Origin of the sequence: Paludibacterium flexuosum, from assembly GCF_037076605.1 — a bacterium.
GTDB lineage: Bacteria > Pseudomonadota > Gammaproteobacteria > Burkholderiales > Chromobacteriaceae > Paludibacterium.
In genome coordinates this window covers 1,167,013-1,180,289 of record NZ_AP029060.1, presented here as the reverse complement: position 1 = coordinate 1,180,289, position 13,277 = coordinate 1,167,013, and the positions used below count along the sequence as shown (strand labels likewise).

The 13,277-nt window shown below is 60.2% G+C and carries 10 protein-coding genes and 1 tRNA gene; 4 read left to right on the top strand and 7 right to left on the bottom strand.

What is annotated here, in order from left to right; translation table 11 throughout:
- The first annotated feature begins 49 nt into the window (after nt 1-49).
- Nucleotides 50-1,276, top strand: coding sequence for an IS256 family transposase (locus tag AACH39_RS05580; protein WP_338621069.1), 1,227 nt, complete (start codon nt 50-52; stop codon nt 1,274-1,276).
- A 279-nt stretch (nt 1,277-1,555) separates the two neighbouring features.
- Nucleotides 1,556-3,058 (top strand): hypothetical protein, encoded by a 1,503-nt coding sequence (locus AACH39_RS05575; RefSeq protein ID WP_338621068.1) that lies wholly within the window; start codon nt 1,556-1,558, stop codon nt 3,056-3,058.
- Here the strand turns inward: AACH39_RS05575 and miaA are convergent.
- The 7 genes from miaA to tgt form a co-directional block, all read right to left on the bottom strand.
- Nucleotides 3,055-4,029, bottom strand: a complete 975-nt coding sequence (gene miaA, locus AACH39_RS05570; protein ID WP_338621067.1) for a tRNA (adenosine(37)-N6)-dimethylallyltransferase MiaA — start codon at nt 4,027-4,029, stop codon at nt 3,055-3,057. The genes AACH39_RS05575 and miaA overlap by 4 nt on opposite strands.
- Nucleotides 4,030-4,031: 2 nt before the next feature.
- Entirely contained in the window at nt 4,032-5,873 is a 1,842-nt protein-coding gene (mutL, locus tag AACH39_RS05565; RefSeq protein WP_338621066.1) for a DNA mismatch repair endonuclease MutL, read from the bottom strand.
- Nucleotides 5,874-5,875: 2 nt separating this feature from the next.
- The gene (locus AACH39_RS05560; RefSeq protein WP_215781991.1) at nt 5,876-6,514 is read right to left on the bottom strand and encodes a DedA family protein; all 639 of its coding nucleotides are present in this window, start codon (nt 6,512-6,514) and stop codon (nt 5,876-5,878) included.
- 74 nt (nt 6,515-6,588) lie between these two features.
- Nucleotides 6,589-7,524, bottom strand: coding sequence for a protein translocase subunit SecF (gene secF / locus AACH39_RS05555; RefSeq protein WP_215781992.1), 936 nt, complete (start codon nt 7,522-7,524; stop codon nt 6,589-6,591).
- A gap of 11 nt (nt 7,525-7,535) precedes the next feature.
- Nucleotides 7,536-9,353 carry a protein translocase subunit SecD gene (gene secD / locus AACH39_RS05550; RefSeq protein ID WP_215781993.1) on the bottom strand — a complete coding sequence of 606 codons (1,818 nt, stop codon included), beginning with the start codon at nt 9,351-9,353 and terminating at the stop codon, nt 7,536-7,538.
- 72 nt (nt 9,354-9,425) lie between these two features.
- A complete protein-coding gene (gene yajC, locus AACH39_RS05545) occupies nt 9,426-9,752 on the bottom strand; it encodes a preprotein translocase subunit YajC (RefSeq protein WP_215781994.1) in 327 nt (108 codons plus the stop codon).
- 112 nt (nt 9,753-9,864) lie between these two features.
- Nucleotides 9,865-10,980, bottom strand: coding sequence for a tRNA guanosine(34) transglycosylase Tgt (tgt, locus tag AACH39_RS05540; protein ID WP_215781995.1), 1,116 nt, complete (start codon nt 10,978-10,980; stop codon nt 9,865-9,867).
- A 126-nt stretch (nt 10,981-11,106) separates the two neighbouring features.
- On the opposite strand from tgt, the gene AACH39_RS05535 reads away from it, so the two are divergent.
- Nucleotides 11,107-11,183: transfer RNA gene (locus AACH39_RS05535), tRNA-Val, on the top strand.
- A 188-nt stretch (nt 11,184-11,371) separates the two neighbouring features.
- Nucleotides 11,372-13,273, top strand: coding sequence for a threonine--tRNA ligase (gene thrS / locus AACH39_RS05530; protein WP_215781996.1), 1,902 nt, complete (start codon nt 11,372-11,374; stop codon nt 13,271-13,273).
- Nucleotides 13,274-13,277 lie beyond the last annotated feature (4 nt).

Genomic DNA, 13,277 nt, shown 5'->3' with positions numbered 1-13,277 from the left:
TGTGTAAACGGACATTTGGCAGGAAACTGCCACCTAGTCTGGAGACACAATGAGCTCGAAGAAACACGACGTCCCTGACGCACGACTGGACAGCTTGCTGGCCGATTACCAGAAGCCCGAAGACCTCATCGGCGAGAACGGCTTGCTCAAACAGCTCACCAAACTGCTGGTCGAGAAAGCGCTGGATGCCGAAATGGCAGCACCCCTCGGCCACAGCAAACACGAGCCAGTGCTCAATCCATCCGGCAACACCCGCAACGGCAAGAGCCGCAAGACCCTCAAGGGCGAGTTCGGCGAATTACCTATCGAGGTGCCACGTGATCGCCAGGGCACCTTCGAGCCACTCCTCATCCCCAAGCACCAGACCCGCTGGACCGGCTTCGACGACAAAGTCATCTCGCTTTACGCCCGGGGTATGACTGTTCGGGAAATTCAGGCCCATCTGGAAGAAATGTATGGCACAGAGGTCTCTCCCAGCCTGATTTCCTCCATCACAGATGCCGTCAGCGAAGAGGTCAAAGCCTGGCAGGCTCGCCCTCTCGATTCGGTTTATCCAATCATCTATCTCGACTGCATTCACGTGAAAGTACGTGAGGGGGCTGTACGTGTGAAAGCCGTCTATCTCGCCGTTGGCATTACCCTGGCTGGAGAGAAGGAGGTACTGGGGATGTGGCTGGCTCAGACGGAAGGAGCCAAGTTCTGGCTTCAGGTCGTGACCGAACTGCGCAACCGGGGCGTACAGGACATCTTTATCGCTTGCGTCGATGGCCTGAAGGGTTTCCCGGAGGCTATCGAGGCAGTCTTCCCAAAGGCAGCGGTGCAGTTGTGCATCGTGCACATGGTTAGGCACAGCCTGAACTACGTGTCGTGGAAGCGGCGTGCTGAAGTGGCCGCCGACCTGAAGCAAATCTATCAATCGGCCCCCCTCGACGAAGCTGAACAGCGGCTCGGTGAGTTTGAGGACAAGTGGGATGACGAGTATTTGCCGATTGGTCAGTCCTGGCGGCGCAACTGGGCTCGGCTGACGCCATTCTTCGACTACCCGCCGGAGATCAGGAAAGTGATCTACACCACCAATGCCATCGAGTCGGTGAATATGAGCCTGCGAAAGCTGACCAAGAATCGGGGCTCGTTCCCGAGTGATGAGGCGTTGCTAAAACTGTTCTACCTGGCGCTGAGGAACATCAGTCAGAAGTGGACCATGCCGATTCGGGACTGGAAGGCAGCACTGACTCGCTTTACCATTCAGTTCGAGGAACGCATTCCACAGGCGTAACCCAAACCCCGTTTACACAAAAATTCGGACAGGCCCTGGTCCGGGACTAGACATCTATGACTGGTTGGAATGTTAAAAATGCCGTTCACTGTGTTAAGTGAACGGCATTACCGGTTAGCCGGGGTTTTGCTTTTTTGTGGTGTGTACAAATTGGATCTCTCTGATTCGGCAATGTCGATGAGCGGTGGATAGTGGTTTTTTCTGTCTAAACCGGGAACTACTGCTGTGACGTCAATATTCGTAGCAAGACAGGCTGGGGCATTGCATTCAATACGGGCCATGAGTGCGGAGGGGACCCCCGCTGAAGTGCTGAGTGAGCAACAGGGCGTCAGCCTGAGTAGTGCTCAACAGCAGGTGATCGCCAATAGCAAGTTCTTTGAGGCCGGGGCCAGTATGGCCATCCTTGATCACGCGGGCCAGGTGGGCCAGGTTTATAACAGCTATGCAGCAAAGCTGTCCAAGGTATTGACCATTGGTCTGGATGCCTCTGGTTCGGCCGGGCAGCAGCAGGTGTTTTTCCAGGGGAAAACGCAGTCCTTGTCAGCAGTTCTTACTCAGGTTTTTTCTGCGCTGTCGGCAAAAACTGATCAGATTGGTCGGCAAATGTCGCAGATGCAGCCTTTTCAGTCTTGGCTGCTCCATTCTCTCCGACAGCCTTTGGTGCCGGACATGCCGGACAACTACCTTCCCTTGATGACCAAGATCCGCGCCCTGAGTGCATTTGGCACCACGCTGTGGCAACTGATGAATCCAGTTGATATCCCTTCGGCCTCTCAGGAGTATGCTGTTCATATGGCAGAAAACCGGAAAGCTTGCCAGATGCTGTTGAGCGAGAGCGGCATGGCCTGCACTGACTTTTCGGACCGTTTCAGGCAGTTTGCTGCCATGACCCGTACCCCGTTGTTTGATCTTCAGATCAGTCGGGCACGCAGTGAGCGTATGCCGCTGATTCAGGATGGAGAAAGTTTGTACCCGGTGAAGGGTGTGTACGAAGATGCCGCGCGCTATGGTCTCGGTTTTGGCTTGGTGGTGCAGAAGGTCGACCCGGCTTACCCCGCCCAACAAGCGGCGCTGACGGCTGCTTTGGGTGAAAATAACCGCCATATCAATGCGATTCCCCGTCAGGGCGCACCAATTGAAGATTTGACACGACCTTTCACGATGTCGGAGGAGGAGTGGTTGCAGATTCCTTTGCCTTATCAGCAGCTGGGCATGGAGGGTTTGCTGGATCGGCACAGGCTGTTTCATGGTACCGGAGTCAATCGCTGGCAGCTGTTCGGCACCAGTGCTCTGGAATCCAGCCAGAAAGGACTACCTGCGGCAGGAGCCCAATCGGGAGGGACTTGCGACATCTTGTTGGCGCTGCATTCCTTGAGTGACAAATCCCTGTATGGTCAGGCTCATGTGGTGATGCCCGCAACACTGGGGATCGCTGCATTCATGAATTTTGGTGCTTATCACACCTTTGCAGAAACCTTTCCCATTGGCGAGGCCATGGCGGAGAAGCATCCGTTTGTTCCCTCGCAACATTCGCCCAGCGCCCGACGGAGTGAATTATATGATCGTGTTCAACAAGCGGCAGCAGCGTCACTGACCAAGCCCGGCATTGAGCAGTTGGGTGCATTCCGGGATGCCCATGTCGAGATTCAGTCCAGGTTGCTAGCTAGGCATCCCGATCTCAATTTGCATGCGGATGGTGATGATCTGGTGTTCTTCGCTCATCCAGAGCAGATTGTGGCCTGGCAATCGGATTTTGCCTCTTCAAAAAAGGGTGGCGGCTAGTAGGCCCCCTGCCAGCGTAGATCCGGGCAGATCGTCCGTCCGGCGAGGAAATCGTTACAGGCACGGATCACCTGTTCGCTGGTTTGGTCGGACTGGGCGTTGACCGGGATGGTCTCCAGCGAGCGGATCCAGGTGAGTTGTCGTTTGCATAGCTGGCGGGTGGCGGCGATGCCGCGCGCTACCATCTCTTCATGGCTGCAGTGTCCATCCTGATATTCCCAGGCCTGGCGATAGCCGACACAGCGCATCGACGGCAGTCCGGGGTGCAGGTCGGGGTAGGTCTGGCGCAAGCGGCTGACTTCGTCGAGGAAGCCATCGGCCAGCATTTGCTGGAAGCGCCGGGCGATCCGCTCGTGCAGCCAGCTGCGCTCGGCGGGAACCAGCGCCAGGTTGAGCGATTGCCAGCGGTGTTGCGGGCGCTGTGCTTCGGCATCCAGCAGGGATGACATCGGCTGCCCGCTCAACAGGCAGACTTCCAGTGCGCGCTGGATGCGCTGGGCATCGCCTGGCTGCAGCCGTGCCGCGGTGACCGGGTCCAGTGTGGCCAGTCGGGCATGCAGGGCCGGCCAGCCGTGCTCGGCGGCTTCGGCATCCAGCCTGGCGCGCAGGTCCGGGTCGGCCTGGGGCAGTTCGGACAGGCCCTGCAGCAGAGCCTTGTAATAGAGCATGGTGCCGCCGGCCAGCAGGGGGATGTGGCCACGGGCGTGGATCTCGTCGATCAGCCGCTCGGTATCGCTGCAGAACTGGGCGGCGGAATAGCTTTCCAGCGGGCTGATGATGTCGATCAGATGGTGCGGGCAGCTGGCCTGTTCGGCGCGGCTGGGCTTGGCGGTACCAATGTCCATGTCGCGATAGACCAGCGCCGAATCGACGCTGATGATCTCGATGGGCAGGTGCTGTGCCAGTGCCAGCGCCAGGGCGGTTTTGCCGCTGGCGGTCGGCCCCATCAGCATCAATACCTTGTCTTGCATGCTTATTGTCCCCGCATGAACAGCTCGTCGAGCTGCTTCATGCTCAGTCGGCTCCAGGTCGGCCGGCCGTGGTTGCACTGGCCGGAGCGCTCGGTGGCCTCCATGTCGCGCAGCAGGGCGTTCATTTCAGTCAGGGTCAACTGGCGGTTGGCGCGGACGGCCCCGTGGCAGGCCATGGTAGCCAGCAGCTCGTTGCGGCGTTCGGTCATGACACGCGTCAGGCCGAATTCGCGTACATCGGCCAGTACAGCCCGTGCCAGATCGACCGGGTTGCCGTCGTTGAGCCATTGCGGTACGGCACGGATGGCGATCTGGGTCGGTGACAGGGCGGCCAGTTCCAGGCCAAGTCGCATCAGGCCTTCTTTGTGCTCTTCGACGCTGGCGACTTCTTGTGCACTGGCGCCGAATGAGACCGGCAGCAGCAGGGGCTGGGTCGGGATGCCTTCATGGTCGAGTGCCTGTTTCAGCCGCTCGTAAACAATGCGCTCGTGGGCCGCGTGCATGTCGACCACGATCAGGCCGTCCTGGCTCTGTGCCAGGATGTAGACGCCATGCAGCTGGGCCAGGGCAAAACCGAGTGGCGGGATGCCTTCATCGCTGTCGGGCAGATCCGGCGTACGATAGGCGGGGGACGGTTGCGCCAGCGCCGGCGCCAGGGCGCGCTCTTCTTCGCGGACACCGGCAAACAGCTTCTGGTAAACCGCGCCGGCATCGCCGCCAACATGCAGGGCCATGGGTTGTTGCACGAAAACCTGACCACGGGGGGCAGGCTGTGGCGGGCGCGGGGTCTCCGGGCCTGTGGCGGTCACCGGGGGGCTGCCTGCTGGCAGCGTGGCGGCGGCTTCGACCCGGCTGCCGGCGCTGCCGGACAGGGTCTTGTTCAGGCTGTGGAACAGGAACTGGTGAATGGCCTGCGACTCGCGAAAGCGTACCTCGATCTTGGTCGGGTGGACGTTGACGTCGACGGCGGCCGGATCCATGGTCAGGAACAGCGCATAGGCCGGGTGGCGTTCGTGGTGCAAAACGTCGCGGTAGGCCTGGCGCAGGGCATGCTGGGCGGTTTTTTCGCGCACGAAGCGGCCATTGACATAAAAGAACTGGGCGTCGCGGCTCGACTTGGAGTAGGTCGGATCGGCGATGAAGCCGGTCAGTTGCAGGGGGCCGGCGACATGCTCGACCGGCAGGGCGGCCTGCAGGAAATCCTGGCCGAGCAGGGCGCCGACGCGCTCGGCGCGGCTTTGCTGCGGCAGACGCCAGACCACCTTGCCGTTATGGCGCAGCAGGAATTCGACATCCGGCCGCGCCAGGGCAATGCGTTCGAACACACTGGCGCAGTGCGCGTATTCGGTATTGTCCGACTTGAGGAATTTGCGCCGTGCCGGGGTGTTGAAGTACAGATCGACACACTCGACGCTGGTACCGGGCGCATGAGCGGCGGGTTCGACCGGATGCAGCCGGCCGTCGATGGCGATGATCTGGTGCGCGTGTGCGGCATCCTGCGGGCGGCTGATCAGGGTCAGGCGTGATACCGAAGCAATACTGGCCAGACCTTCGCCGCGGAACCCCAGGGTGCCTACCTGTTCCAGCTCATCCAGCGAGGCGATCTTGCTGGTGGCGTGGCGGTCGAGTGCCAGCGGCAGGTCGTCGGCGGCAATACCGCTGCCGTTATCCACCACGCGGATCAGTTTGATACCGCCCTGGGCCAGATCGACGCTGATCTTGTCGGCCCCGGCGTCCAGGCTGTTTTCCAGCATTTCTTTCAGTGCGGAGGCCGGTCGTTCGACGACCTCGCCGGCGGCGATCTGGTTGACCAGGTGGTCGGGCAGGCGACGGATCGGGCGCATGCTTACTGCCCCTTGCGGTGACGCAGATAGCCGATGATGGCCGGCAGGAAGGACAGCACGATGATGCCGAGGATCAGCAGTTCGAGGTTCTTGCGGATCAGCGGGATGTTGCCGAACAGGTAGCCGGCGCCGCAGAACAGGCCGACCCACAGCAGGCTACCTGCCAGGTTGAACAGACTGAAACGCAGGAGCGGCATTTCGCCAATGCCGGCCACAAAGGGGGCGAAGGTGCGGATGATCGGCATGAAGCGGGCGAAGATCAGGGTTTTGCCGCCATGTTTGTCATAGAAAGCATGGGTGCGATCGAGATATTCGCGGCGGAAGATTTTCGAATTCGGATTGGCAAACAGTTTATGGCCGAAGAAGCGGCCGATCAGGTAGTTCACCTGGTTGCCGAGGATGGCGGCGATGGCGAGGACGACCATCAGGGTGGCCAGGCTCATGTCGCCGGTGGCGGCCAGGGTGCCGGCCACGAACAGCAGGGAGTCGCCCGGCAGGAAGGGTGTGACCACCAGGCCGGTTTCGCTGAAGACGATGGCAAACAGGATCAGGTAGATCAGTTGGCCATAGGCGGCAATCAGCGGCGGCAGGTGCTGGTCGATGTGCAGGATGAAGTCGATCAGAAAGGTCACATATTGCATCGCGTGGACGGCTCCGAAGTATCAGAAAAAATGGCCGGCATCAGGGATGCCGGCCAGTCGGGGAGGGGTGGGCGTTAAACCACCGCCTCCTGCTTTTGCTTGGGCGGCTTGACCAGGTTCTCGCGCGAGACGCCGAGCCACAGCACGATCGGGCTGGCGACCAGCACCGACGAGTAAATGCCGAACAGGATGCCGATGGTCAGGGCCGTGGCAAAACCATGCAGGGCCGGGCCACCGAACAGCAGCATCGCCAGCACCATGGTTTCGGTCGAACCGTGGGTGATGATGGTTCGGCTCATGGTGGAGGTGATGGCGTTGTCGATGATTTCTGCCACGGTGTGGTTGCGCATGCCGGCCTTGCGGAAGTTTTCGCGGATCCGGTCAAACACCACCACCGACTCGTTCACCGAGTAGCCCAGCACCGCCAGTACGCCGGCCAGGACCGTCAGGGAGAACTCCCAGCGGAACAGGGCGAAGCAGCCGAGGATGATTACCACGTCGTGCATGTTGGCAATGATGGCCGACACGGCGAAGCGCCATTCGAAGCGCAGCGCCAGGTAGAGCATGATGCCCAGACACACGATGCTGACGGCGATCAGGCCGTGCTGTACCAGCTCTTCACCGACCTGCGGGCCGACGAAGTCGACGCGGCGCAGTTCGACTTGCTGGCCGCCCTGCTTGAGTGCCTGCAGTACTTCGTTGGAGAGCTGGGCGGACGACTTGGCGCCGAGGTTCGGCAGACGGATCATCACGTCGCGCGAGGTGCCCAGTGTCTGGATGGTGGACTCACCCAGCTTGAGGGCATCGACGCGGTTGCGAACGTCCGGCAGGTCGGCCGCCTTGTCGTATTGCACTTCCATCACCGTGCCGCCAGTGAACTCAACGCTGTAGTTGAGGCCGCGGGTGGCGAGGAAGAAGACAGCCAGCACGAAGGTCAGCAGCGAGATCGCCGTGGTGATCTTGCCGTAGCTCATGAAGGGAATGTCTTTTTTGATGCGGAAGAATTCCATGTCTGGGTCCCTTACACCGAAATCGAGGTGAGACGGCGACGACGGCCGTACCACAGGTTGACGAGACCGCGCGATACCAGAACTGCCGAGAACATCGAGGTCATGATGCCGAGGCAGTGTACGACGGCGAAGCCGCGTACCGGGCCGGAGCCGAAGATCAGCAGCGCCAGGCCGGCGATCAGCGTGGTGATGTTGGAGTCGAGAATGGTCGCCCAGGCATGGTCGTAACCGGCCTGGATCGCCGAGTGCGGCGGCATGCCGTTGCGCAGTTCTTCACGTACCCGCTCGTTGATCAGCACGTTGGAGTCGATGGCCATGCCGAGCGCCAGCGCGATGGCAGCAATACCCGGCAGGGTCAGCGTGGCCTGGATCATCGACAGCAGCGCCACCAGCATGAACAGGTTGACGGCCAGCGAGATGGCCGAGATCACGCCGAACACGCGGTAGTAGATCAGCATGAAGACGGCGATGGCGGCAAAGCCCCACAGGGTGGAGTGGAAGCCCTTTTCGATGTTCTCCTTGCCGAGGCTCGGGCCGATGGTGCGCTCTTCGACGATGTTCATCGGCGCAGCCAGCGAGCCGGCGCGCAGCAGCAGGGACACGTCACGTGCTTCAGCCGGGCTCATGCTGCCGGAGATCTGCACGCGGCCACCCCCGATTTCGGTGCGGATGACCGGGGCGGTCACGACTTCGGAGCGACCCTTTTCCACCAGGATCATCGCCATGCGCTTGCCGACGTTTTCTGCCGTGACCTGGCGGAAGATGTCGGCGCCGGTGGCGTCGAGATTGATGTTGACCGACGGGGCGCCGTTTTCATCGAAGCCCGGCTGGGCGTCGTTGATATTGTCACCGGTCAGTTCGACTTCCTTCTTGACCAGTATCTTGTCGCTGCCGTTGGCCGTGGCTTCGTCCATCAGGTCGTAACCGCTCGGCACATTGCCGGCCATGGCGGCGCTGACCTTGGCCTGGTCGTCTTCGACCATGCGCACTTCCAGCGTGTCGGTACGACCCAGGATGTCCTTGGCCTTGGCGGTGTCCTGCACGCCCGGCAGTTCGACCACGATGCGGTTCGGGCCGGATTGCTGGATGATCGGCTCGGCGACGCCCAGTTCGTTGACACGGTTGTGCAGGGTGGTGATGTTCTGCTTGACGGCATCGTTCTGGATGCGGGTCATTTCGTCCGGCGACAGGCTCAGCGTCAGCTTGAAGTTGCTGTTGTCGCGGGTCTGGGTCAGCGAGGACAGGTTGCGCGACACCACGTCAGAGGTGGCCGCGAGGGTGTCCGCGTCACGCAGCTGGATTTCGATGGTGTTGCCGATGTGCTTGACGCTGCCGTAGCGGACGTCTTTCTTCTTCAGCGCACGGCGGATGTCGCCGGCATAGCGTTCCATGGTCTTGTCGATGGCGGCCTTCATGTCGACTTCAAGCATGAAGTGCACGCCGCCGCGCAGGTCGAGGCCGAGGAACATCGGGTAGGCCTTGAGGCGGGACAGCCAGTCGGGCGAGGCCGTCAGCAGGTTGAGCGCGATGATGTAGCTGTCGCCCAGGTCGTGCTGGATGGCGTCGCGCGCCTTGATCTGGGTATCCGGATCGTGGAAACGCACCTTCAGGCTGTTGTTGTCGAGCAGCATGCCGTCCGGGGTGATGCCCTGGGCGCGCAGGGCGCCTTCGACACGGCCCATCAGCGCGGCATCGACCGGGATGGATTCGCGCGAGCTGGAGATCTGGACAGCAGGCGTTTCACCGTAGAAATTGGGCAGGGTGTAGATCGTCGCAATGACGAGTGCCACCGCGATGATGATGTACTTCCAGAGTGGGTAGCGATTCATGTGCGTGGTTCGGCGGAAAAGTGAACAGGCCCTGCCCGTCATCCGGGCAGGGGCCGCAGGCCCTGTATGGGATTACAGGGACTTGATCGTGCCTTTTTCCAGCTTGCCGGTGATCGCAGCACGTGCCAGCTGGATTTCAACGCCCTTGGCGATTTCCACGGTGGCAAACTGTTCGTCCAGCTTGCTGATGCGGCCGGCAAAGCCACCCTGGGTCATGACTTCGTCGCCCTTGGCCAGGGCTGCCAGCATTTGCTTGGTCTCTTTGGCCTTCTTTTGCTGCGGACGGATCAGCAGCAGGTAGAACAGCGCGAAAATGACGATCATCGGCAGGAACTGCATGATCGGGTTTTCTGCGCCGGCGGCCGGGCCGGCTGCAAATGCGGAAGAAATCAGAAACATTGTTGAAACTCCTGGTTAGGGGTGTATCGCAAACCGGTCATTGTAGCCAGCACAGACGGCTTTTCCAACCGCTCCGGTTCTGAAAGGCAAGCGATGTTTGACTGTCGTCGCCTTATTTAGTGCCCCGCGCGCGCTTGACGGCGAATTCGGCACGGAAGTCCTCGAAGCGGTCCTGCTCGATCGAGGCGCGGATTTCACGCATCAGCTGCTGGTAATAATGCAGGTTGTGGATGGTGTTCAGGCGTGCGCCGAGAATTTCGCCCACGCGATGCAGATGGTGCAGGTAGCCGCGGCTGAAGTTGCGGCAGGTATAGCACTCGCAGGCTTCGTCCAGCGGGCGGGTATCCTGCTTGTGGCAGGCATTCTTGATCTTGATGTCGCCCCACTGGGTAAACAGCCAGCCATTGCGGGCATTGCGGGTCGGCATCACGCAGTCGAACATGTCCACGCCGTGGGCCACGCCGTATACCAGATCTTCCGGCGTGCCGACGCCCATCAGATAGTGCGGCTTGTCGGCCGGCAGCATCGGCTGCATGACCTTGAGCATACGCTCCATCTCTTCTTTGGGCTCACCCACCGACAGGCCGCCGATGGCGATACCGTCAAAGCCGATGTTCATCAGTTCGCGCAGCGACTCTTCGCGCAGATCGTTGTACATCGAGCCCTGAATGATGCCGAACAGGGCGTTGGGATTCTTGAGGTCGTCGAAGGCGCGGCGCGAGCGTTCCGCCCAGCGCAGGCTCATGCGCATCGAGGCGGCGGCGGTGTCGTAGTCGGCCGGGTAGGGGGTGCACTCGTCGAAGATCATCACGATGTCGGAGTTGAGGACCCGCTGGATCTTCATTGACACTTCCGGCGACAGGAAGCAGCGGTCGCCGTTGACCGGGCTCTGGAAGGTGCAACCCTCTTCGGTCAGTTTGCGCAGGTCGCCGAGGCTGAAGACCTGGAAGCCGCCGGAGTCGGTCAGGATCGGCTTGTCCCAGCCGATGAACTGGTGCAGTCCGCCGAATTGCTCGATGACTTCCAGCCCCGGGCGCAGCCACAGGTGGAAGGTGTTGCCCAGAATGATCTGGGCGCCGATCTCGTTGAGCTCCAGCGGGCTCATGGCCTTGACGGAGCCGTAGGTGCCGACGGGCTGGAACACCGGGGTCTCCACGGTGCCGTGATTCAGTTCCAGCGTGCCGCGACGGGCGCCACCGGAGGTTTTGTGAACGGTAAACTTGAGCATTGGCAGACGGTAAGCAATTCAAAAATAGGCCGTCAGTATAGCTGAAGAGGATGATTTTCGCGTTTTATTCACGTAGAGAGGCTTGCGTATTGGCTGAAGTGTCGCTAATATGGCTGCCTCAGCGTTAGGCACGTAGCTCAGTTGGTTAGAGCACCACCTTGACATGGTGGGGGTCGTTGGTTCGAATCCAATCGTGCCTACCAAACGAATTTTGATGGGATGACCAATCATGTTGGCAGTACGAACTACCACAACCGGTTTCTCGAGCTAGTCGAGCCACTGGTCGTTCCATCCCAAAGACAAGAAGTGCGGCTCGAATGCCGCACTTTTTTTTTATCCGCGGCATCCGGGGCGATGCTGAAGCAATCTAACCAGATCTATTGGAGAAATCATGCCTGACATTCGCCTGCCTGACGGTTCCATTCGCTCATTCGAACAGCCGGTGACGGTGCACGAAGTCGCTGCGTCGATCGGCGCCGGTCTGGCGCGTGCCGCGCTCGCCGGTCGTGTTGACGGCCAGCTGGTGGACACCTCGTTCCGAATCGAGAAGGATGCCGAACTGGCGATCGTTACCGATCGCGATGCCGACGGTCTGGATATCATTCGTCACTCCACGGCCCACCTGCTGGCTTATGCCGTCAAGGAGCTGTTCCCCGAGGCGCAGGTGACCATCGGGCCGGCGATCGACAACGGCTTCTACTACGATTTCAGCTACAAGCGTCCGTTTACGCCGGAAGATCTGCAGGCCATCGAAAAGAAGATGGGCGAACTGGCCAAGAAGGACATCCCGGTCGAGCGCTATGTGCTGCCGCGCGATGAGGCGGTCGCCTACTTCAAGTCGATTGGCGAACATTACAAGGCCGAAATCATCGAGTCGATTCCGCAGGGTGAGGTGGTGTCGCTGTACCGCGAGGGCGAGTTCACTGACCTCTGCCGTGGCCCGCACGTGCCGTCGACCGGCAAGCTGAAGGTGTTCAAGCTGATGAAGGTCGCGGGTGCCTACTGGCGTGGCGACAGCAAGAACGAAATGCTGCAGCGTGTTTACGGTACGGCCTGGGCGAAAAAGGAAGATCTGGACGCTTATCTGTTCATGCTGGAGGAGGCGGAAAAGCGCGATCATCGCAAGCTGGGTACCCAGCTGGATCTGTTCCATTTGCAGGACGAAGCGCCGGGCATGGTGTTCTGGCACCCCAAGGGCTGGCAATTGTGGCAGAACGTCGAGCAGTACATGCGTGCCAAACTGACGCGTGAGGGCTATCGCGAAGTACGTACGCCGATGATGATGGACGTCAATTTGTGGGAGCGTTCCGGTCACGCCGCCAACTATCGCGAAAACATGTTTGTGACCGAGTCGGAAAAGCGCGACTACGCGGTCAAGCCGATGAATTGTCCGGGGCATATCCAGATTTTCAACAGCGCACTGCGTTCTTATCGCGATTTGCCGTTGCGCTATGCCGAGTTCGGTTCCTGCCACCGCAACGAACCGTCGGGGGCCCTGCACGGCATCATGCGTGTGCGCGGTTTTGTGCAGGATGATGGTCATATTTTCTGTACCGAAGAACAGATCAATCAGGAGGCCAAGGATTTCCACCGTCTGGTGATGGAGGTCTATGACCGCTTCGGCTTCGACAAGGTGGCCATCAAACTGGCGCTGCGACCGGAAAAGCGCATTGGCGCGGAAGAAACCTGGGACAAGGCGGAAGACGGCATGCGCGAAGCGCTGCGTGCCTGCGGTGTTGAGTGGGAAGAGCTGCCGGGTGAGGGCGCTTTCTATGGTCCGAAGATCGAGTACCACATCAAGGATGCGCTGGGACGTTCCTGGCAGTGCGGTACGCTGCAGCTGGACTTCATGCTGCCGGAGCGTCTGGATGCCGAATATGTCGCCGATGACAACAGTCGCAAGCGCCCGGTGATGCTGCATCGCGCCGCGCTCGGCTCGCTTGAGCGCTTCCTCGGCATTCTGATCGAAAACCATGCCGGTGCCTTCCCCTTGTGGCTGGCGCCGGTGCAGATTGCGGTGATGAATATCACCGAAGCACAGGCTGATTACGCCTCTCAGGTTGCGGAAACGCTGAAAAAACAAGGCTTCCGTGTGGAACTTGACTTGAGAAACGAGAAGATCAGCTATAAAATCCGCGAGCACAGCCTACAGAAGTTGCCGTATCAAGTGATTGTCGGCGACAAGGAAAAGGCTGGCGGATTGGTTGCCGTGCGGGCACGTGGTGAGGATCTCGGTCAGCTGACCGTGGATGATTTTGTCGCCCGTCTGCTGGCGGATATGCCGGCGGATTGATGTT